Below are 21,547 nucleotides of genomic sequence, written 5' to 3' on the forward strand. Positions count from 1 at the left end.
TAAGAAAAAGAAACGAGTGATTTCCCTTACAAAACGTTTTGTTATCTTACAGTTTTGTCATTTTTCTCATTAATGTATGATATTCTTCATCTTTTGCAAATTGGAACGTGAATGTTGTCCCTTCCCCTTCAGCCGATTGCACATACATTCCATGATGTAAATTATCGCAAATTTCCTTCGTAATATATAAACCCATTCCAGTCGCTTCTCTCGTTTTACGGCCATTTATTCCCGTAAAGAATGGATCAAATATACGTTTTACATCTTGCTCTGGAATACCAATTCCATTGTCCTTAATATGTAGTAACACCTTTTGATCTTTCTCTTCAATTTGAAATTGAATTTCCTTTTTCTCTGCTTCTGAAATTTTCGTATACTTAATTGCATTTACAACAATTTGCCCTATAGCAATACTGAGCCATTTTCTATCAGATGCAACCATACAGGTATCTTCATCAAACATTACTTTCGGAAATACCGACGATTGAATGAAAGATTTTCGATTTTCATTAATAATACCCCTGATGATATCTATCACATTTACTACTTCTACTTTATAATCTTTCGCAAATTGCTCTAACCTTGCCATATGTAACGCTAAATCTAAACCATTTAGTATACGATTATTTTCTTCACGAATACTTTCAACTGTTGCTCTTGCTTCACGATGCTCTTTACCAAACTTTTGCAATAGCAATTCTATAACCGATACTGGTGTTTTCATTTGATGAATCCATTGGTTCATAAATATCATTTGCTGTTGTTCTTTCGCATGTTGTTTATGAACTTCATTCATATATTGCTGTCTTAATAGCGTAAACGATTCAACAACCATCTCTTGCTCTGACGTATAAGAAGTATCAATAAGTAAAGAGTCGTGTAATGTATTTCCGCTAGCAACATATTTTTCGATTCTTTTTAAAAATACACTTCGTTTTCGATAATCGTAAATGAGGTATACAGTAAATACAACTGTCCCTAATAAAAGCCCATATAACCACGTACTCCAATCAATGGATCTTTTTTCTAAAAGACTTTGCAACTGCAAAACGAGCCCAAATAAACAAAGGCTAATAATATAAGAAAGAAGTAAAGAAAAACGGTCCATGAGGTAATTTTTAACCTTCATGCCCTTCGCCCCACTCTGTAAGAAGCGCATAACCATATCCGCGTTTCGTTACAATTGCATTTTGAATGCCTAGCTCCTCTAGTTTCTTCCTTACGCGTTTTACATTTACGGTTAATGTATTATCATCAACAAAAGCTACCTCGTCCCACAGGGCTTCTAACAGTTCTTCACGCGTTACATATTGATTTGCTTGTTTCATTAAACATTCTAATAAGTAAAATTCATTTTTTGTCAGCTCCGTTTGTTGCCCCTGCCACTCAACAATGTGCTGGGACGGAAATAACAACAGTCCATTTACACCTAAACAATCACTCTCAGCAACAGAGGCATACTCACCATAGCCACGGCGAAGTGCACTTTTCACCTTAGCCATTACAATATCTAAATGGAATGGCTTCGTAATGTAATCATCTCCGCCATTCTCGATCGCCATTACTTGATCCATTTCCCCTGTTCTTGCAGAAACAAAAATAATCGGCGCATTCGATACAGTACGAATTTGACGACACCAATAAAAACCATCAAAATATGGTAAATTAATATCCAGTAATACGAGATGAGGATTTATTTTCACGAACTCATCTTTTATATGACGTAAATCACTTGCTCTAAATGATTGATAGCCATACCTTTCTAAATGCTCCTCTAATATTCCCGCTATTTTTTCATCGTCTTCTACAATTAATATTTTATACATGTTCGTTTTCTCCCCATAAAAAATTCTTCCAAAGCCACTCCTTGTTCTATTATAAATTGAAAATTTAATTAGTGGGTATTTTTTCCTATATGAATCAGACATTTACAATAAAAAAAAACTGCCATATTTCGGCAGTCTTAATCGATAAATTCAAATTGATATTCAAGAATTTTTACAATATCTCCGTCTACTGCACCACGTGCACGAAGGGCTTCATCAATACCCATTCCACGCATTTGACGAGCAAATCGGCGTACAGATTCATCACGTGAGAAGTCTGTCATTTTGAATGTTTTCTCAATATCATAACCAGAAATAACAAATGTGCCATCACTTTCGCGTGTAATTTCAAAATTAGATTCAGATTCAAATTTGTACATTACACTTGCTTCAGATTCTTCTACATCATCGTACATTGGGAATTCTGGTGTTGTTTCTAATAAGTTCGCTACTTCAAATAGTAAGTCACGAACACCTTGTTTCGTTACAGCTGAGATTGGGAAAATTTTCACTTCGTCTCCCAATTTTTCTTTAAATGCTTGTAAGTTTTCTTCTGCACCTGGCATATCCATTTTGTTTGCAACAACAACTTGTGGACGCTCAGTTAAACGCATATTGTATTCTTTTAGTTCACTATTGATTGTTACATAATCTTCATATGGCTCACGGCCTTCTAAACCAGACATATCGATAACGTGCACGATTACACGTGTACGCTCAATATGACGTAAGAATTGGTGTCCAAGTCCGACGCCGGCATGTGCACCTTCAATTAGTCCAGGAAGGTCAGCCATAACGAAGCTGCGGTTATCACCAGTTTCAACAACACCAAGATTCGGAACGATTGTTGTAAAGTGATACTCTGCAATTTTCGGACGCGCTGATGATACAACAGATAATAATGTAGATTTACCTACACTTGGGAATCCAACAAGTCCAACATCTGCTAGCACTTTAAGTTCTAGCGTGACATCACGTTCTTGACCTGGTTCACCGTTCTCAGCGATTTCTGGCGCTGGGTTCGTCGGTGTTGCGAAACGTGAGTTACCACGACCACCGCGGCCACCCTTTGCGATTACAGCTGTTTGTCCATGCGTTACTAAATCGGCAAGAATTTCACCTGTTTTTTCATCTTTTACTATTGTTCCCGGTGGAACCTTTACGATTAAATCTTCAGATTTACGACCATGCTGACCTTTACTCATTCCATGCTGACCACGATCAGCTTTGAAATGACGTTGGTAGCGGAAGTCCATTAATGTACGTAAGCCTTCCTCAACAACAAAAACAACATCTGCACCTTTACCACCGTCGCCACCTGCTGGGCCACCTTTAGGTACATACTTCTCACGACGATACGCAACCATTCCGTTACCACCGTCGCCGCCTTTTACATATATCTTGACCTGATCTACAAACATTATTTCACCACACTTTTTTCGATTGGTTGTAATATAACTGAGACTTCTTCGTCTCGTACTGTATAAGAAATGGAATACCATTTATTGTTTTGGTTCGCAAGCCAATTCTGTAGTTCTTCTACACTCGTTAGCTTACCACGAAAATCAAAAAAGAAACGAGCATTATCCGCGTCACATTCAATTGTGATACAAACATAATTTTCAACATATACGTCTAAACTATGCTGAAGTATTGAGAAAAATTGATTCGTCCATATACATACAGTCTCATCTAAGTGAGATAAGTTATGTAATTTCCCTAATACTTCGTACTCCAATAAGCACGGCTGCTGTTTCCAATTATATGTTAAAATCCACTCTGAAAATAAAGGCATTGATAGCCCTATCAGATTGGATTCTTGTCTCGCTTCTTGGACAAAACGATCGATGAGACTATGAATCTCTTCCACTTTTCCAAGGGAAAGGTTTCCTTTCACCATCTGCATACGATTGAGCCAATCATGTCTTGAATGACGCAATGCATCTATAATTGTCCATTTTTCATTCATTTAGATACCCCTTAATATAGAAAAACTCTAACCTGCACTCAGGTTAGAGTTTTCCGTGAGTTCTTATGCTTCTTGAGCAACAGGATATACGCTCACTTGTTTGCGGTCACGGCCAAGACGCTCAAAGCGTACTACGCCGTCAACTTTCGCGTATAAAGTGTCATCGCCACCACGACCAACGTTAACACCTGGATAAATTTTTGTACCGCGTTGACGGTAAAGAATTGAACCACCTGAAACCGTTTGACCATCTGCGCGTTTAGCACCAAGACGTTTTGACTGAGAGTCACGACCGTTCTTTGTACTACCTACACCTTTCTTAGATGCGAAAAACTGAAGATCTAATCTTAACATACGTTACACCTCCTGCACTTTTTCTATTAAACGGATATACTTTCCGTAATCAAGTTCGATCGTCTTAAGCGAAACAACCAATCCTTCTAAAAGCGTTTGTGCTTTTTCTGCTGCATGAACGTCTAAATCATTAGGCAATTCATACGTTAAGAATCCGCCATCACTTCCGAGTTCAATAGTTGCCTGCACATTACAAAGTTCTTCCACTGCATTTATAGAACCAAACACAACCGCTGTAGTTCCAGCACAGACAAGATCTTGTCCATGTGGCGCATAATCGGCATGCCCAGTCATTTTAAATGATTGGATACTTCCTAATTTCGTGCGACTTATCGTAATTTTAATCATGTTAACCTGGATTAAGCGTTGATAGCTTCAACAACTAGCTTAGTGTAAGGTTGACGATGACCTTGTTTCTTACGATTGTTCTTTTTCGCTTTGTATTTGAAAACGATGATTTTCTTAGCGCGACCTTGTTTTTCAACTTTCGCAGTAACTGTTGCACCTTCTACAACTGGGCTACCAACTTTAACGTTTTCGCCACCAACGAAAAGAACTTTGTCAAAAGTAACAGTTTCACCAGCTTCAACATCTAATTTTTCAATGTAGATTGCTTGACCAGCTTCAACTTTAATTTGTTTTCCACCTGTTTCGATAATTGCGTACATACTTGCACCTCCTCTTAATTACTAAGACTCGCCAAAAACGAGGTAGACATAAATGTCTTTAGGGAACCTGTCTTGTGCGGTTGTAGCATATAGCCGTTTAGGTGCTATAAACTATAACATAAAGATGTTATCATGAATCATAGACGGTTGTCAATAAATGTTCTGCTAACTATTTTTTCCGTTCTACAATTTCTGTTTTACTTCCAAAACGAATAATTGCGTACTTTTCGATCATATCATCTTTGAAATAAATTTCAAATGGAATATTTTTTTGTAATTCTTTTTGCAAAAATTGTTTTTGCAAATTTTTAGGCGCAGCGATTAATACTGCCTCATCCTCTATATTTCCATATGTGATTAGCTCTCTCTCTAACTCATACGCAATTGTTTCATATGACATTACATACCCCGTCGCTTTGCAAGGTACACACTCTTCTAGTAATACGTCGCGTAAAGAATGTTTCTTACGTTTACGTGTCATCTCCAAAATCCCTAACTCTGTAAAACCGAGCACTCTTGTATATGTGCGATCATTTTGCATAGCAGCCATCAGACATTCTCTTACCTTTTCTTTATCTTCTCTTCTTTTCATATTAATAAAATCAATTAATATCATACCACCGATATCACGCAGTCTTAATTGACGTGCAATCTCTTCAGCTGCCACTTCATTTGTACGAAGGACTGTATCTTGTAAATTCTGTTTTCCAGTAAACTTGCCCGTATTCACATCAATTACAGTCATCGTCTCCATTTGTTCCACAATTAAATAAGCACCATTCGGGAGCCACACAATTTTTTGAAGTGCTTTCTCGATCTCACGCTCTATTCCAAAATGGTTAAACATTGAAGATTTTTCATTATAAAAAGATACTTTTTCTTTTCCGACCTTTTCTTCTAATTCTTTTACTATACTTCTTGTATCTACAACTACTTTTTCAATCGTTTCAATCGGATTCTCTTGGAATACACGATCTAAAAAGGTCGCCGGTCGATGAAGTAGTAACGGTGCCTTTCCTTGCCCCTCTTTTCTTTTTAGCTCTTCATATAACTGCTGTAACCTTTGCATTTCAGCTTGTATTTCTTCAATTTCTCCTTTTTCAGAAGCAGAGCGGAAAATATAACCTCCTGTCCCTTCTACCTCAATTTGGAGTAGCTGTTGCCTTCTTTTATTATTTTTTATTTTTCGAGAAATCGCACGCATTTCATCATATGGCATATAAACGACATATTTCCCGGTAAATTCTATGTTTGCCGTTAATTTCGGCCCTTTCGTATCAATTGCCTCTTTCACAACTTGCACGAGTACCGCTTGCCCTTCATGTATACGATAAGAAGATGGTACATCATCGTATGAAAGGTACGCATGTTTTTCTAAACCGATGTTTACAAAAGCTGCGTTCATTCCAGCAATCGTTCTTACGATACGTCCAACATAAATATGCCCAACAATCTCTTGTTCTTCATTTCGTTTCCATAAAAACTCAACAATTTTTTTCTTCTCTTCAATTGCAACGCGTTTTTCCGATCCTGCATAGTTCATATATAACGTTTTCAAAATTCTTTCCTCACTTTATAATCTTCTTTGCTTTTACAATAATAAAAGGTTAGTGCTATCGTCAACACTAACCGATTAATTCTTCAACAGATGAAGTTGTTCGTTTTTCAGTAAAATACGCATAGAGTAATTCATTTTCATCCAATGTGTAATGTTCTTTATATTTTCCATGGACGATAATAGAGTGCTTATACCCTCTACGAAATTTTGTGAATATCTTATATAAATGATCTTCTGATTGCACTTCAATAGGTGCAATCTTTTCAATTCCTCTTTTGTTCCCATAATAACGTTCCAATAAAAAACGCATAAAAGAATACTGTCTTTGTTTCCACTCTTGATATAACGACACCGCTAAAAATATGAGTAGTACCCACATCATAATATTGTTACTATTCCAAAGTAACTGCCACACTAGTATTACACTAAAAAAAACACATGATAATTTCATCATCTTTTCATGTGCTTGTAAATAAGGAAAACGATATGATAATACGTTAAACAATACTTTCCCACCGTCAAGCGGCCAAATAGGTAGTAAATTAAATGCTAAAATAATTATATTATTCCATATAAAGAAATAATATAAATCCGCACCCAGCCAACCAGCTTCAAACACTATATAACCTACCACCATCATCCAAATATGTTGTATAGGCCCTGCAATTACAACAACAAGTTCCTCTTTCAATGACTTATTCCCGTGTTCCTCAAGCTCAGCCACACCACCAAACGGTAAAAGTTGAATCTTTTTAATACGCCAATTGTAGTGTGCCGCCGCAAAGGCATGCCCAAGTTCATGGATAAGAACGATACAAAATAACAGTATTAACTCTTTAAAACGAGCCGTAAAAATACCAATAACAATAATAACCCAAAACAACGGATGCACTGAAATCTTCGTTAAAACTTCTCTATATTTAATCAAATGAAATCACCTGAATCGGGTCAATAAATTTTTCATTCTTTTTTATCGCGAAATAAAACTTACCATTTTTATTATTTGCATCATTATTCACCGTTCCAATTTTTTGTTTCTTTGAAACGTAATCATATAATTTCACTGTCATGTCATTTAAATTCGCATACCACGATTCTGTTCCATCTGCATGCTGAATTTGAACCGTATTACCAAGTTCCTCTTTCTTACCTGCAAAAACAACTAGCCCTTCATTCACTGACTCAACAGTTGCATTTGTAGCTGTTTGAACAAATACACCTTGGCCATTTTTTTGAAACCCTTGCATTACCTTTCCAGAAGCAGGGATGGCATAATCTTTTTGCTGAATCGTTCCTTCTTTTTTCTCAGTAGGTGAATAAAATACGAGTGGTTTTCCAAACTGCTTTTCGTACCATTTCGCTACAGTAGCAAACTGAAATTCTTCTTTCATCACTTTTTCTGTAACAGCTTTAGCACCGTCGAAAGAAGAGGGTGCATTCTTATATAAAATAGCGACAGAAAGAACTAATATTGCTGATAACAAAAATTTGAAGAAAAATACTTCTTTTCGAAATAAAGGATGAATTTCCTTTTCTCCTTCTTCAATAAATACTGTTTCACTATCAAAATTCCCTCCAGCAAAATACTGCTCTTCCTCCATCCTTTCTTGCTCTGCCTTCCTTTTCGCAATCCGTTTTTTAATTTCTTCTACACGTCTATTCTTCATACTGTCTCCTTTCTTTCGTTAAGCTAATTTACATAGAAACAGTTGTATACAGTTTGTACATATGTATGAGCTAGGAAAGGAAGATATTCGTGTGAAGAAAAAAGAAAGCACTTCGCATATGTGCGAAGTGCTTTTAACGGATTCCAAAGAAGTTTTTCATCTTTGTAAATACCGATACCTTTTCTTGTCCAAATGCTTGCAATGGTACATTCTCACCCAACAAGCGTCTTGCAATATTACGATAAGCTAACGCTGCTTTTCCGCTCGGTTGCAACGCTACAGGTTCACCTGTATTTGTAGCACGAATAACTTCATCATCATCCTCGACAACACCAAGAAGCTCGATTGACAATGTACGTACGATTTCATCAACATCTAACATATCCTGCTCATGAAGCATATGACTACGCACACGATTAATAACAAGTTTTGGTGGTTCAATATCCTCTTTTTCTAAAAGCCCGATAATACGATCCGCATCGCGCATTGAGGATACTTCTGGCGTCGTAACAACGATTGCTTTATCCGCACCAGCTACCGCATTTTTAAATCCCTGCTCAATCCCCGCAGGACAATCAATTAATATGTAATCATAATCTTGACGTAATACTTGTATTAATTCATCCATTTGTTCAGGTGTTACCGCTGATTTATCACTCGTTTGTGCTGCAGGTAATAAATAAAGATCATCAAAACGCTTATCTTTAATAAGCGCCTGAGGTAAACGGCAACGCCCTTCAACGACATCAACAAGATCAAATACAATACGATTTTCCAGCCCCATTACTACGTCTAAGTTTCGAAGACCGATATCTGTGTCAATTAAGCACACTTTCTTTCCAGATAACGCCAGGGCTGTACCAATGTTCGCAGACGTTGTAGTTTTACCTACTCCGCCTTTTCCAGATGTAATTACTATTGCCTCTCCCACAGCTATACAATTCCCCTTTCTAACTTTGTTAAATTAGGTCTAAGATGAGTGAGAAGTTGCAGTCGATCGACAACAATGTGATTGTTCTCATTAATATACGCACATTCTGCCGCCTCCGCTCCGTCTTCTTTCTCTTCCGGAGCCCGCATTGCCACATCACTAATTCGAAGTTGCATCGGGTTCATATCAGATGCAGCGATTACAGCATCCGAATCCCCATAATACCCAGCATGCGCAATTCCTCTTAATGATCCTACGACAAAAATATTCCCCCCAGCGATAACCGTTCCGCCTGGATTAACATCTCCAATTAACAATAAATTTCCTTTTACATGTAAAACTTGTCCAGAGCGAACAATTTTGGAAATAGGGACAATTTCTGTTTCTTCTTTCCAAGCTATTGCTTCTGCTTTCGTTATAACATCACTTTCAATTGAATCCACAACAAGATTCTTTTTATTACGAATTAACGTACGAATCTCTTCTTGTTGGACTTCTGTTAAATAACGATTTCCCACTTTCACATGCACTTCAATTAAAGAGCGCCCATCACCATCATAGTAATGTGTAGAAAGCTTTTCATCCAGTTCCTCCAGTAATTCAGAGAATGAACAACAATCATCTAAATGAAGCGTTATTCCGTCTTTTGTCCCTTTTATTGTTACATTTTGTTGCTTTTTTTCTTCCACTAAAGTTCACCCCACCGATTCAATTCGACATAAAATTAGAAAATCCTTTTTTCTTTTTCTTCCATCGCTTTTGAAAGACGCACTAAATATCGTCTCAGTGGGAAACAAACTATCAATAAGAAAATTGCATTTAGCAATAAAGTAGACAGGAGACGATCTGTGAAAAAGACATACGCTGACATATGAGTACGTCCTAACAAAGTTAAAAATCCATACACATAATACTCTAGTGCTACAATACTAGCTAGTACAATAGAAGCAACAATAAATAAATTCAATTGTAGTATCTTCATCACACTATAAACTAAATAAGCTAAAATCGGATACGCAAATATATATATACCGACAAGTTCTGTGTATACGGTATCAAATAAGAAACCAAATAAGAGTCCGTAATAAATCCCTTGGACCGGACTATAGTACACAGTAATAAAACATAACACAATTATAAAGAAATGAGGTGCTGCTATACTGTCTTTCCAAAAAACCTCTGTTGGAACAATAGTAGCAAACATATTTTCAAATAGAAAAACAAAAAGGAGCAAAAGAGGAAGAGCTGCTCTTTTTAGAATCTTCATCATCTCTTCTCCCCCTCCTATTCTAATGGCGCTGAAGGCGTTGCACGTTTAGCAACCATAATATGCTCTACGTCATTCAAGTCAGCGGCCGGTTTTACATAAGCTGTTTTTGTTAAGCCGTATGGATCTGGCTGAACATCAACGATTGTTCCAATTACAAGACCTTTCGGGAAAATATCACCAAGTCCAGATGTTACTACTAGTTGATCTTTTTTCACGTCTGCATCAGAGCCGATCTTTGTGAAAAGAAGTAAGTGCTTTTCTTTGTCGTAACCTTCAATCAATCCGAAGATTTTCTCATCACCTTGTACGATAGCAGAAACACGATTTGTTCGGCTCATAGAACTTAGCAACTCTACTGATGATGTAAACTGAGATACACTTTTCACTCGTCCAACTAAACCTTGTGAAGTTACTACAGCCATATCTTTTTTAATTCCTTGCTGTGCTCCTTTATCAATTCCGATTAAATCGTACCATTTATCTGGATTACGAGAAACAACAGTAGATGGAATTTCAGTATATTGGCTATTCAACTCTTTTTTACCCGTTAACTCTTGTAACTTCTTGTTATCATCTTCTAATTGTTTTACTTTCCCTGATAGACCTGCATAATTATCTAATTTTGCTTTTAATTCTTTATTCTCTTCATACGTGCGCTTTACATCCTCTACATTTTCGAAGAATCCAGCTACGTATTTCGCTGGCTTTTGGAATACACGTTCTACAACACCGACAGTGTCTTTAACAAACTGCTCTGGCCATGTTAAACTGTTCCGTTCTTTCAATGAGATTCCAATCAATGCCACGAGAAGAATAATACTAACTAACAAAACAATTAATCTTTTGTTTAAGAAAAACTGTGGCACGTTCACACCCTCTTAATTTCATTGATTTTTATTTTGCAATATTATCGAGCAGCAGTTTTGAAAAGATCGATATTGTCTAATGCTTTACCTGTTCCAATTGCTACGCAATCTAATGGATCTTCTGCAACAAGGACTGGCATATTTGTTTCTTCACTAATCACTTTATCTAAGTTACGTAGTAATGCTCCGCCACCTGTTAATACGATACCACGGTCCATGATGTCTGCCGCTAATTCAGGTGGAGTTTTCTCTAACGTATTTTTAACAGATTCTACAATTGCATCTACTGTATCTTTTAATGCATCTGCAATTTCTTCTGGTTGAATTAGTACTGTTTTTGGTAAACCACTTACTAAATCACGACCACGAATTTCCATAGGCTCAATACCTTCTGGCTCGCCTGCAGAACCGATTTCTAATTTCAATGCTTCAGCTGTTCTTTCACCAATCATTAAGTTGTAGCTTTTCTTAATGTACTGAATGATTGAATCGTCCATATCATCACCAGCAACACGAACTGATTGACTTGTTACAATACCACCTAAAGAAATAATTGCAACTTCTGTTGTACCGCCACCGATATCAACAACCATGCTACCAGTTGGTTCCCAAACAGGTAAGTTTGCACCAATTGCTGCTGCAAATGGTTCTTCAATTGGATAAGCGTCACGAGCACCAGCTTGACGAGTCGCGTCAATTACTGCACGTCTTTCGACAGCTGTAATACCAGATGGTACACATACCATTACGTATGGTTTACGTGAGAAAAATCCATTTGATTTTTGAGCTTGTTGAATGTAATATTTCATCATTGTTGCTGTCGTTTCGTAATCAGCAATTACACCGTCTTTCATCGGGCGAAGTGCCACAACGTTTCCTGGTGTACGACCAATCATTTGTTTTGCATCGCTACCTACAGCAACGATTTGTTTCGTATCAGTTTGTAACGCTACTACTGAAGGTTCACGTAAAACTACACCTTTTCCTTTTACATATACAAGCGTGTTCGCAGTTCCTAAATCTATTCCAAGATCGCGAGTAAATCCACCAAATCCAAACATATTATTTATCTTCCTTTCTTGTTTTCACGGACTCATTTTTTCTTAATTTATATTATAAAAACAGTACGTTTTTTATATCTTTATCCTTTTTGTAGATAAATTTCTACAAAAAACTCATAAATCACATTATAAAACAAAATAAGTAAAAAGCATAGTCTTAAATATGACCTTTTTCCTTTAAACTCACGAATTTATGGTCGCCTATTATAATATGGTCAAGCACTTCAATTCCGATAATTCGGCCGCATTCTACTAAGCGTTTTGTTACTTCAATATCTTCTCGGCTCGGCGTGGGGTCTCCTGAGGGATGGTTATGAAGACATATGATAGAGGCTGCTGCACGGCGGAACGCTTCTTTAAATACTTCCCTTGGATGTACAATTGATGTGTTTAAGCTTCCAATGAAAATTGTTTGCCTATGTATAACTTGATTTTTTGTATTTAAATATAAACATACAAAATGCTCCTGCTGCAGGAAACGCATTTCTTCCATCATATATCTCGCGCAATCTTCTGGGCTTCGAATGCTATATCTATTTTGATATTCTAAACGCACCATTCTTCTACCGAGTTCAAAAGCAGCTATAAGCTGGGTTGCCTTCGCAACCCCAACACCATGTATACTGACAAGCTCTTCTAACGTTGCATCTTTCAACATACGTAAACCGTCAAAGTGATGTAAAATTTTATCTGATAACTTTAAAACTGTTTCTTCTTTAGAACCTGTTCTGAGTAACACTGCAAGAAGCTCCCGATTCGATAAACTTCCAGCTCCTTCTAACAATAAACGCTCCCGTGGCTGTTCTTCTTTGACAACATCACGAATACCGTTCATTTCTCCACCCCTTTTATTTGTTCTCTCAAAGAAAATCCCATGCAATTTTACGCATGGGTTACATCAATATTGAATTGTTTTAATTCCCGAACAAGACGGGAAATTGGTAACCCGACTACACTATAGTAGTCCCCTTGAATATGTTGAACAAAAATAGACCCTTTACCTTGAATCCCATAACTTCCTGCTTTATCAAGAGGCTCTTTCGATGCAACATATGCGTCAATTTCTTCTTCTGTTAATTCCCAAAACGTAACTTCTGTACGCTCGTAAAAAGTGACTGTTTTGTCTTTCGCTATAATTGCAACACCCGTATACACCTCATGTGTTTTCCCTGATAATAATTGCAACATTTCTTTCGCCTCAGCCTCATTAGAAGGCTTTCCAAGTATACGCAACTCATATGTAACAATTGTGTCTGCACCTAACACAATGTGATCACTATTCGTTTCTGCTACCGCAGATGCTTTTTGCAAAGCAAGTGACATAACAATATCAGAAGGTGAGGAATACGCACCAATCTTTTCCTCTACTTCACTTACAATAATTTCAAATGGCACACCAGCTAACTCAAGTAATTCCTTCCTGCGAGGTGACCCTGAAGCTAAAATAATTTTTTTCATATTTTCTCCTTCCTTTCTCACATGAAGCAGACTCATTTACAACAATCGTATCAAAGGAATAGTTTGTCCACAAATGAAAGAAATATTATCTTCTCTATATAAAATAATACCTCTTTACTAACATACAATTATATTTCTGCCATAGAGAAAGCACTTTACTATAAATTCAAAAGAAAAGAAAGAAGTACCTACACTTCTTCCCTCATCATTTCATTATCCTATTATTTCGCCTTTTGTGAAACAATTTTTTCATACGAAAGCATACCATCAATAATAACTTGATTTAGTTTCGCCAAAGATTCCTTATCATCTTTTCCGTCCTTCACTGTTTGCACAGCTACTGACGTATACATATACAATTTCTTCGCTTCTTCTTGCTTCATACTTTTCCCTTCTTTTTCAATCGCTTTCCACTCTTTTTCAATCGCCCCTATATCTTTCGCATTACTTTTTCCACTAGCTTGTACGCTGGAAGCATATTTTGCTAAATGAGTATATAATGGCTGTACTTTTGTTAAAAATGCCCCAACTTCTTTATCATCTTTAAGTAACGCTTTATCTGTTATATCCCAGTTCTTTTTCAATACGGAGACATTATCATTTTTATACTGCGTCATTAATTGATTTATGCCTTGTTCATCGCTAGCAATACCAACAACTAATGCATACTTATCACCGCTCGATTTTAAAGCTGCAACGCCTCCATTACCTTTCCACTCTTCAAGAGCGGCCTGTCCCTTTTCTTCGGAAGAATAAATCCCTCCTTGCACAAAAAATAATTTCATTGGATCTAATGACGTTCCTGTCTGTGCTTTTTGTTTTTCCTCTTTTGGTGCCGGTGTTTGTTCTGCCGTTCCGCCCACCTTTGATTCTTCATTTCGCATCTGCTTCGAAGCTGTTACTTCGCTTCCCCCTGTCGCACCTTGTCCTTTAAGTAACTGTAGCATTCCCATCCCAAAAGCCGTACCAATAACAATCGCAGTGGCAACGATTGCAATTAACGTATTGCTCCACTTCTTTCGTTTTTTTTCCTTAGACACCAATTTCGCTTTTTGAAACGGAACAACGTTTTTCGGTCTTTCACTTTCTACTACCATCCATTCAAATTCATCTTTCTTCTTCTCCTCATACTTCGCTTCTGTTCCATTCACTTTCACTGAGATCGTTCGTGATTGCTTGTCCATACACTCACACCTCACCTCTTATCGTTGTCCGCATCATATCATATTCATTTCACAAAAAAACGAGATATTTGTCAGAGGAATTCGCCAAATAACCCTATATATTTATCTTATATGTATGCATTTGACTTCATTTGTAGAACAAAAAAACTAGATAGCAAAGACTATCTAGTTTTTCTCGCGAATATATTTTCGAACTTCCGAAATGAAATAAAGAGAACCTGTTATGATAAAAACATCATTTTCTCCAATCATTTCAACCTTCGTATCAATTGCCTCTTTCCAATTTTCAAAAACTAGTTTTGACTCTTTCTTTGAATACGATGCAAGCTTGTCAGCAGAAATAGCACGATCAAAGGCGAATGTTGTAAAAATAATTTCATCGGCAATGGTTTCTAATTGATCTACCATATTATGCAATTGTTTATCACCTAGGGCAGTAAATAAAACTATTACATTTTTATCTTTGTAATATGATTCTACTGTTTTCACAAGACTTTCGATACCTTCTGGGTTATGGGCACCATCTATAATAATATCTGGATTGCTTTGCAGTTTTTCAAATCGACCAATCCAATACGCTTCCTGTAATCCAGTTCTTATTTCTACTTCCTCAATTAAAAATGATAAGTATGTTTTGACATACATGACTGCCATAAGTGCAAGTGCTGCGTTTCCTACTTGGTGAACACCTTTCATTGAGATTCGCACATCTTCAAAAGTGGCGAAAGGACAAGTGAAATCGAACCGTTCTCCATCTTCGCCAGACTGTTTATGTAACGCTGTAAAATGCTTGCCCATCTCGTATAAGTTTGCATGATTTTCCTTTGCAACTTTTTGAATGACTTGCAATGCTTCCTCATCTTGTACACCAGTAATAACCGGAACACCAGACTTAATAATCCCCGCCTTTTCATATGCAATTTCTCCTAGTGTATTCCCTAAAATATGCATATGATCGTGGCCGATATTTGTAATAATCGTGAGAACAGGATGAATAACATTCGTAGAATCAAAGCGCCCTCCAAGCCCTGTTTCAAATAAAACAACATCACAGAAATTAACTTTACCGAAATAACAAATTGCCATAACAGTAATAATTTCAAACTCAGTCGCTTCCCCTAAATCCGTCCCATCTAGTTTTTCAACGACTGGCTTTACCATCTTTACAAGTTCAGTAATCTCTTCATCTGCAATTGGTGTCCCGTTCACACTAATACGTTCGTTAAATGTTTCAATATATGGAGAGGTAAATGTTCCTATCTTATATTTTGCATCTTCTAACATGTAGCGCATATATGTTAACGTTGAACCTTTTCCATTTGTACCAGCAAGATGAACACATTTTATGTGACGCTCTGGATTTCCGAGCTCTTCTAGCATCCATTTCATTCTTTCTAATCCCGGTTTAATACCAAACTTCAATCGGCTATGAATCCACCCTATCGCTTCTTCGTATGTATGTATCACGTATGCTTTCCCCTTTCAAAAGACAACCTTCATACCCCTATTATACGCAAAGAAAAGAGACTCACCAATATAGTGAGCCTCTAAAAAATATTTTACTTTTCAAGATCTGCTAGACGTTGGCGAACTGCTTCACGTTTTTCTAGGTAGTCTTGCTCTTTCGCACGCTCTCCATCAATAACTGCTGCAGGAGCTTTCGCTACGAAACCTTGGTTTGAAAGTTTCTTCTGTACACGTTCTACTTCTTTGTCGAACTTCTCAAATTCTTTCTCAAGACGTGCTCTCTCTTCATCAAGATTGATAAGATCAGCTAACGGTAAGAATAACTCTGCACCTGATACGATTGCAGTCATTGCTTTTTCTGGTGCTTGTAAATCCGTTTGAATTATTAATTCGCTTGGGTTACAGAAACGCTCAATGTAAGAGCTGTTTTTCGTAAGTTGAGCAAGTACAGCCTCATCTTTTGCTTTAATTTGCATTTGAACTTTTTTGCTCATTGGCGTATTAACTTCTGCACGGATGTTACGAACAGAGCGAATGATATCAACTAGAAGGTGCATTTCTGCCGCAGCTTCTGTATCTTGTAAATCTTCACGAACTGTTGGCCATGCTGCTACTGTAATAGATTCGCCTTCATGCGGTAAATGTTGCCAAATCTTCTCTGTTACGAATGGCATGAATGGGTGTAATAGACGCATTGTTTGGTCTAATACGTAAGCTAAAATAGAACGAGTTGTTTTCTTAGCTGCTTCATCTTCACCGTATAGTGGAAGTTTCGCCATTTCAATGTACCAGTCACAGAAATCGTCCCAAATGAAGTTGTATAATGAACGACCAGCTTCACCGAACTCATATTTATCCATGTTACGCGTTACGCTTTCGATTGTTTCGTTTAAGCGAGTTAAAATCCACTTATCCGCAACTGATTTTTCACCAGTTAAATCGATTTCTTCATACTTCATATCATCCATGTTCATTAATACGAAACGTGATGCGTTCCAAATTTTATTAATGAAGTTCCAAGTAGACTCTACTTTTTCCATACTGAAACGTAGATCTTGACCTGGTGCGCTTCCTGTTGATAAGAAATAGCGCATTGCATCTGCACCGTACTTCTCGATAACATCCATTGGATCAATACCGTTACCAAGAGATTTACTCATTTTACGTCCTTGCTCATCACGAACTAAACCGTGAATTAATACATCTTTAAATGGACGCTCGCCTGTAAACTCTAAACCTTGGAAAATCATACGAGATACCCAGAAGAAGATGATGTCATAACCCGTTACTAATGCATCTGTTGAATAGTAACGTTTGAAGTCTGCTGCATCTTCATTAGGCCAACCAAGTGTTGAGAATGGCCATAACGCTGAACTGAACCATGTATCAAGTACATCGTTATCTTGATTCCAGTTTTCAATATCTGCTGGTGCATCTGTACCTACGTATACTTCACCAGTTTCTTTATGATACCAAGCTGGAATACGGTGTCCCCACCATAATTGACGAGAAATACACCAGTCGTGAATGTTTTCCATCCAGCGTAAGTATGTGTTTTCAAAACGTTCTGGTACGAACGTTACTTTCTCTTCTTCTTTTTGTTGAAGCTCTACTGCCTTCTCAGCAAGTGGAGCCATTTTTACGAACCATTGTGTTGATAAGTAAGGCTCAACAACTGCACCACTACGCTCACTATGACCTACTGAATGCATATGAGGCTCGATTTCTACTAATACGCCCGCTTCTTGTAAGTCCTTCACTAACGCTTTACGGCATTCGAAACGATCCATACCGTTATACTTACCAGCTTTTTCGTTCATTGATCCATCTTCGTTCATTACTAAGATACGTGGTAAGTCATGACGGTTACCTACTTCAAAGTCATTCGGGTCATGAGCTGGTGTAATTTTTACAACGCCTGTTCCGAAATCTTTTTCTACGTACTCATCAGCAATAATCGGAATCTCACGGCCTACGATTGGAAGTGTAACTGTTTTCCCGATTAAATGTTTGTAACGATCGTCTTCTGGATGAACTGCTACTGCTGTATCACCAAGCATCGTTTCTGGACGAGTAGTAGCAAGACGAATATGACCAGAACCATCTGTTAACGGATAGTTCATATGGTAGAATGCACCTTGAACTTCTTTATGAATTACTTCAATATCAGAAAGAGCTGTGCGTGTTGCTGGGTCCCAGTTGATAATATATTCACCGCGGTAAATTAAGCCTTTTTCGTATAATTGAACGAATACTTTATTAACCGCATCAGATAAACCTTCGTCTAATGTGAAACGTTCACGAGAATAGTCTAATCCTAAACCAACTTTCCCCCATTGTTGACGAATGTGAGACGCGTATTCCTCTTTCCATTCCCAAGCTTTTTCAAGGAATTTCTCACGGCCAAGATCGTAACGTGAAATACCTTCTTCACGAAGTTTCCCTTCTACTTTCGCTTGTGTTGCGATACCCGCATGGTCCATTCCTGGAAGCCATAATACATCGTAACCTTGCATACGCTTCGTACGAGTTAAAATATCTTGAAGAGTTGTATCCCAAGCATGACCTAAGTGTAACTTACCAGTTACGTTCGGAGGTGGAATTACAATTGTGTATGGTTGTTTCTTCTCATCTCCTGTTGCTTCGAAATATTTGCCTTCAAGCCACCATTGATAAAGGCCTTCTTCAACGGACATATGATCATATTTAGTTGGTAAATTCTTTTCCGTGTTTGACATTATTTTCCCTCCTTAAAATAAAAAATGCCCCTCATCCAAAAAAGGACGAGGGACATCGCGGTACCACCTTTATTTACAAACAAATTCAGGAATTTGCTTATACTCTTAATTTGATAACGGACAAATCCGTCTTTTCCTAATGAGAACTATTCCGTTCAGAAAAGATGCTCCAGGGCTACCTTCTAACATAACTATCTAGAGAATCTCCCAGCTAATGATTCTCCTCTCTGAAGACGTTTCTTGTTATACTCTTCCCCTTCAAGGCATTTATATGATTGTTAATTATTATATACAATAGTGTAAAAAACGAAACCCTATTCGTCAAGATAAATTTAATACTACGGCTTTTTGGGCAAAAAAAGAAGATAAGTAGCATCCTCTACTTATCTTCTTTCTCCCGCTATTTGCGGGCAGTAAGACCCCATCACTTTATCCGCTCCCTTGCTGAGCAGCTTGTAATTGCGAAAGGAAATATTCTATATTGCTAACGAGCCAATGCGATTGTTGTAAGCTCTTTACTCCGAGCAGTTCATTTTCCTCATTGCGACTCTCTCTTCTTTTCTTATAAGACTGGATTTGCCGAATAAATTGCGATGGATACGTCATATATGCAAACATGAGTAGTTGCTCTTCTTTCGTAAAAGGGAAATTTTTTTGGTACATTTGATACCATTCAAACCGATCACTTCGCGCAATTGGATACGTATTTAAAGACCGAGAATAAAACCCTACTATATCTTGCACCGGTGTGGCAAACTTAGATTTTTCTAAACTAATAAAATAGCCATTCCGTTCATAATCAAATAAGAAATGATTAAGCGATACGTTACCATGTACAAAAGTAATACGTGTTTTTTCTTTTTCTTTCATCGCATCGTTCCACTCAGTTAATTGCTTCATTGCAAACTCACGCGCCCTCATTACATGATGATAGTACGTACAATATTGCAATTCAAACGGAGACATATACCACTTCGCTTCAGATTCTACGAGAAACTCTTCTAACATCTCACCATCATTCTCCCAGCGATCGGATATATTTGTATAATGTTTTTCTAAATCTTCTTCTGTATACGTTTCTTCTTTCACCGTTTTTTGATGTAACGTCCCGAGAGTTTGAAACATTTTATGGTATTGATCATTATCCTCGCCGTTGCCTTCCGCACGTTCTAACCAAGGCATTAAATAATAATTATACGTCCCGTCACTTAAAATATAATTTCCATCCGTCGCATGGTATATAGGTACATAATTTGAAAAACCGTTCTCCTTCAAATATTGAATATGGTGCAAAAAGTTATTCCTCTCTAACTTTCCGTCTTCTATTTTCTTGAGCGCATACGGACCTTGATTCGTGTAAATTTTCGTTACACTTCCGTGCTCTTCCATATGCTGTGTATCCAATCTATATTGCCTTACAATGGGTTCATAGCGATTTCGTAATTCAATATCCATACGAATAACCCTTTCTATTCAAAACATTGCCTTTAGGAAAATAAGTGAGTGAAAACACTCACTTATTTCGCTTTTGCCCTTGAAACAGGAATATAAATAATTTGTCCCGCAGTTAAATATATATCTTCTGTTTGATTGACACGATATAAGTTTTGTACAGACGTTTCATAACGGTCTGCAACAGATTCGATTGTATCCCCTTCTTGCACGAAATACATTCTTAACTTTGTAAATTCTTCTTCCGGTTCTTTCGTAAATATTTTCGTTAAATAAAGTGCATTTTCATCTCGCTGTGAATACGTTTCTTCTTCTTGCTCTTCTTGTTTTTTCGCTTTTTCTTTCTTGAAATCTTTTCTTCCGAACAATTCAAATTGTGGCGTTGATTCTTTCTCCTCTTCACGCTCCACAAATTCATGTTCTTCTATTTCCTCTTCCTCTACTTCCTGCTCTTTTCTTTCCTCTAGTTGAAACGGTTCAAATGCGTAATCTTCCCACTCATCTGATTCCTTATAGACTGGTTCTTCTACGTGCATGGCGGGTCTATTTTCATCTTCTTGTGCGGAATCAGCCTCTAACTCAGCATACGCTGTTTCTTCCTCTTCATCCTCGATCCTTTCTTCATCACATAAACCAGTGATAGATATATCCGCTAATAATTGTAAGCAACCATTTTCCTTTAATTCATAATCAAATTCCTCAATAGATACATATAGTTCTTCAATTACTTTCACACGGTTTCTCGGAATTGATATTTCAAGCGGAAAGGAATGAACAAGTTCATTAACCCCATCTTCCCTTGTTTCTACATAATCAATCGACTTCGCTGGCGATAAATCTCTTAATGAATAAGCCGAATCATCTTGCCGCGCAACATACTCTCCCGTTAAATCTAATTGCCCTCTCACGATAACTTCATGATCAAGCTCTTCTATCTCAACGTCTGGATCTAACGAAATTGACAAAAGTTCTTCGACTTCCTGTCCTTTTTGGAACCAAACAGATTCTTTTAATGAAAAACGTAATGAATGATCTGTTGCCACTTCTTTTCCCCCTCCCAAACTATATGTCATTACAG

Annotated in this window: 22 protein-coding genes and 2 other annotated features; all 22 genes read right to left on the reverse strand. The window is 37.3% G+C overall.

Features of this window, described 5'->3' with window-relative positions:
• Positions 1 to 46: 46 nt before the first annotated feature.
• Positions 47 to 1,129 (reverse strand): HAMP domain-containing histidine kinase, encoded by a 1,083-nt coding sequence (locus AC1DMU_RS03685; RefSeq protein WP_046956287.1) that lies wholly within the window; start codon positions 1,127 to 1,129, stop codon positions 47 to 49.
• Positions 1,119 to 1,826 (reverse strand): response regulator transcription factor, encoded by a 708-nt coding sequence (locus tag AC1DMU_RS03690; protein ID WP_000276710.1) that lies wholly within the window; start codon positions 1,824 to 1,826, stop codon positions 1,119 to 1,121. Before AC1DMU_RS03690 ends, AC1DMU_RS03685 begins: the two co-directional genes overlap by 11 nt.
• A gap of 137 nt (positions 1,827 to 1,963) precedes the next feature.
• Entirely contained in the window at positions 1,964 to 3,247 is a 1,284-nt protein-coding gene (gene obgE, locus AC1DMU_RS03695) for a GTPase ObgE (protein ID WP_000497119.1), read from the reverse strand.
• Positions 3,247 to 3,795 (reverse strand): sporulation initiation phosphotransferase B, encoded by a 549-nt coding sequence (locus tag AC1DMU_RS03700; protein ID WP_088064475.1) that lies wholly within the window; start codon positions 3,793 to 3,795, stop codon positions 3,247 to 3,249. The genes obgE and AC1DMU_RS03700 overlap by 1 nt, the downstream gene beginning before the upstream one ends.
• Positions 3,796 to 3,858: 63 nt before the next feature.
• Positions 3,859 to 4,149, reverse strand: a complete 291-nt coding sequence (gene rpmA / locus AC1DMU_RS03705; protein ID WP_000944957.1) for a 50S ribosomal protein L27 — start codon at positions 4,147 to 4,149, stop codon at positions 3,859 to 3,861.
• 3 nt (positions 4,150 to 4,152) lie between these two features.
• Entirely contained in the window at positions 4,153 to 4,497 is a 345-nt protein-coding gene (locus AC1DMU_RS03710) for a ribosomal-processing cysteine protease Prp (protein WP_001973720.1), read from the reverse strand.
• An 11-nt stretch (positions 4,498 to 4,508) separates the two neighbouring features.
• Positions 4,509 to 4,817 carry a 50S ribosomal protein L21 gene (gene rplU / locus AC1DMU_RS03715; RefSeq protein ID WP_000270907.1) on the reverse strand — a complete coding sequence of 103 codons (309 nt, stop codon included), beginning with the start codon at positions 4,815 to 4,817 and terminating at the stop codon, positions 4,509 to 4,511.
• 14 nt (positions 4,818 to 4,831) lie between these two features.
• Positions 4,832 to 4,909: a sequence feature (ribosomal protein L21 leader region), on the reverse strand.
• Positions 4,910 to 4,986: 77 nt separating this feature from the next.
• On the reverse strand, positions 4,987 to 6,375 hold the full coding sequence (locus AC1DMU_RS03720; RefSeq protein WP_088064476.1) for an Rne/Rng family ribonuclease: 1,389 nt from the start codon (positions 6,373 to 6,375) through the stop codon (positions 4,987 to 4,989).
• 67 nt (positions 6,376 to 6,442) lie between these two features.
• Complete coding sequence (spoIVFB, locus tag AC1DMU_RS03725; RefSeq protein ID WP_088064477.1) at positions 6,443 to 7,303, reverse strand: stage IV sporulation intramembrane metalloprotease SpoIVFB; 861 nt, start codon at positions 7,301 to 7,303, stop codon at positions 6,443 to 6,445.
• Positions 7,296 to 8,042 carry a stage IV sporulation protein SpoIVFA gene (gene spoIVFA / locus AC1DMU_RS03730; protein WP_088064478.1) on the reverse strand — a complete coding sequence of 249 codons (747 nt, stop codon included), beginning with the start codon at positions 8,040 to 8,042 and terminating at the stop codon, positions 7,296 to 7,298. Before spoIVFA ends, spoIVFB begins: the two co-directional genes overlap by 8 nt.
• Before the next feature lie 133 nt (positions 8,043 to 8,175).
• The gene (gene minD / locus AC1DMU_RS03735) at positions 8,176 to 8,973 is read right to left on the reverse strand and encodes a septum site-determining protein MinD (RefSeq protein ID WP_000503312.1); all 798 of its coding nucleotides are present in this window, start codon (positions 8,971 to 8,973) and stop codon (positions 8,176 to 8,178) included.
• Between the two features lie 2 nt (positions 8,974 to 8,975).
• Positions 8,976 to 9,662, reverse strand: coding sequence for a septum site-determining protein MinC (gene minC, locus AC1DMU_RS03740; RefSeq protein WP_000391511.1), 687 nt, complete (start codon positions 9,660 to 9,662; stop codon positions 8,976 to 8,978).
• A gap of 35 nt (positions 9,663 to 9,697) precedes the next feature.
• A complete protein-coding gene (gene mreD / locus AC1DMU_RS03745; protein WP_000975757.1) occupies positions 9,698 to 10,243 on the reverse strand; it encodes a rod shape-determining protein MreD in 546 nt (181 codons plus the stop codon).
• A gap of 14 nt (positions 10,244 to 10,257) precedes the next feature.
• On the reverse strand, positions 10,258 to 11,109 hold the full coding sequence (mreC, locus tag AC1DMU_RS03750; RefSeq protein WP_088064479.1) for a rod shape-determining protein MreC: 852 nt from the start codon (positions 11,107 to 11,109) through the stop codon (positions 10,258 to 10,260).
• 41 nt (positions 11,110 to 11,150) lie between these two features.
• Positions 11,151 to 12,170 (reverse strand): cell shape-determining protein MreB, encoded by a 1,020-nt coding sequence (mreB, locus tag AC1DMU_RS03755; protein ID WP_000466737.1) that lies wholly within the window; start codon positions 12,168 to 12,170, stop codon positions 11,151 to 11,153.
• 157 nt (positions 12,171 to 12,327) lie between these two features.
• The gene (gene radC, locus AC1DMU_RS03760) at positions 12,328 to 13,005 is read right to left on the reverse strand and encodes a DNA repair protein RadC (protein WP_087957065.1); all 678 of its coding nucleotides are present in this window, start codon (positions 13,003 to 13,005) and stop codon (positions 12,328 to 12,330) included.
• A 47-nt stretch (positions 13,006 to 13,052) separates the two neighbouring features.
• The gene (locus tag AC1DMU_RS03765; RefSeq protein WP_088064506.1) at positions 13,053 to 13,628 is read right to left on the reverse strand and encodes a Maf family protein; all 576 of its coding nucleotides are present in this window, start codon (positions 13,626 to 13,628) and stop codon (positions 13,053 to 13,055) included.
• Between the two features lie 221 nt (positions 13,629 to 13,849).
• A complete protein-coding gene (locus AC1DMU_RS03770; protein WP_088064507.1) occupies positions 13,850 to 14,812 on the reverse strand; it encodes a stage II sporulation protein B in 963 nt (320 codons plus the stop codon).
• Between the two features lie 165 nt (positions 14,813 to 14,977).
• Complete coding sequence (locus tag AC1DMU_RS03775; RefSeq protein WP_088064508.1) at positions 14,978 to 16,279, reverse strand: bifunctional folylpolyglutamate synthase/dihydrofolate synthase; 1,302 nt, start codon at positions 16,277 to 16,279, stop codon at positions 14,978 to 14,980.
• A 92-nt stretch (positions 16,280 to 16,371) separates the two neighbouring features.
• Positions 16,372 to 19,017 (reverse strand): valine--tRNA ligase, encoded by a 2,646-nt coding sequence (locus tag AC1DMU_RS03780; protein ID WP_088064509.1) that lies wholly within the window; start codon positions 19,015 to 19,017, stop codon positions 16,372 to 16,374.
• Between the two features lie 38 nt (positions 19,018 to 19,055).
• Positions 19,056 to 19,288: a binding site (T-box leader), on the reverse strand.
• A gap of 158 nt (positions 19,289 to 19,446) precedes the next feature.
• Entirely contained in the window at positions 19,447 to 20,472 is a 1,026-nt protein-coding gene (gene ysxE / locus AC1DMU_RS03785; protein ID WP_088064510.1) for a spore coat protein YsxE, read from the reverse strand.
• A gap of 62 nt (positions 20,473 to 20,534) precedes the next feature.
• A complete protein-coding gene (spoVID, locus tag AC1DMU_RS03790) occupies positions 20,535 to 21,512 on the reverse strand; it encodes a stage VI sporulation protein D (RefSeq protein ID WP_048541357.1) in 978 nt (325 codons plus the stop codon).
• Positions 21,513 to 21,547: the final 35 nt, after the last annotated feature.

The sequence above is a fragment of the Bacillus sp. 01N45 genome (assembly GCF_056399205.1).

Coding starts and splice junctions, on each gene's coding strand:
- AC1DMU_RS03685 (WP_046956287.1), bottom strand. CDS start 1,129: ATGAAGGTTAAAAATTACCTCATGGACCGTTTTTCTTTACTTCTTTCT.
- AC1DMU_RS03690 (WP_000276710.1), bottom strand. CDS start 1,826: ATGTATAAAATATTAATTGTAGAAGACGATGAAAAAATAGCGGGAATA.
- obgE (WP_000497119.1), bottom strand. CDS start 3,247: ATGTTTGTAGATCAGGTCAAGATATATGTAAAAGGCGGCGACGGTGGT.
- AC1DMU_RS03700 (WP_088064475.1), bottom strand. CDS start 3,795: ATGAATGAAAAATGGACAATTATAGATGCATTGCGTCATTCAAGACAT.
- rpmA (WP_000944957.1), bottom strand. CDS start 4,149: ATGTTAAGATTAGATCTTCAGTTTTTCGCATCTAAGAAAGGTGTAGGT.
- AC1DMU_RS03710 (WP_001973720.1), bottom strand. CDS start 4,497: ATGATTAAAATTACGATAAGTCGCACGAAATTAGGAAGTATCCAATCA.
- rplU (WP_000270907.1), bottom strand. CDS start 4,817: ATGTACGCAATTATCGAAACAGGTGGAAAACAAATTAAAGTTGAAGCT.
- spoIVFA (WP_088064478.1), bottom strand. CDS start 8,042: ATGAAGAATAGACGTGTAGAAGAAATTAAAAAACGGATTGCGAAAAGG.
- mreD (WP_000975757.1), bottom strand. CDS start 10,243: ATGATGAAGATTCTAAAAAGAGCAGCTCTTCCTCTTTTGCTCCTTTTT.
- mreB (WP_000466737.1), bottom strand. CDS start 12,170: ATGTTTGGATTTGGTGGATTTACTCGCGATCTTGGAATAGATTTAGGA.
- radC (WP_087957065.1), bottom strand. CDS start 13,005: ATGAACGGTATTCGTGATGTTGTCAAAGAAGAACAGCCACGGGAGCGT.
- AC1DMU_RS03765 (WP_088064506.1), bottom strand. CDS start 13,628: ATGAAAAAAATTATTTTAGCTTCAGGGTCACCTCGCAGGAAGGAATTA.
- AC1DMU_RS03770 (WP_088064507.1), bottom strand. CDS start 14,812: ATGGACAAGCAATCACGAACGATCTCAGTGAAAGTGAATGGAACAGAA.
- AC1DMU_RS03780 (WP_088064509.1), bottom strand. CDS start 19,017: ATGTCAAACACGGAAAAGAATTTACCAACTAAATATGATCATATGTCC.
- ysxE (WP_088064510.1), bottom strand. CDS start 20,472: ATGGATATTGAATTACGAAATCGCTATGAACCCATTGTAAGGCAATAT.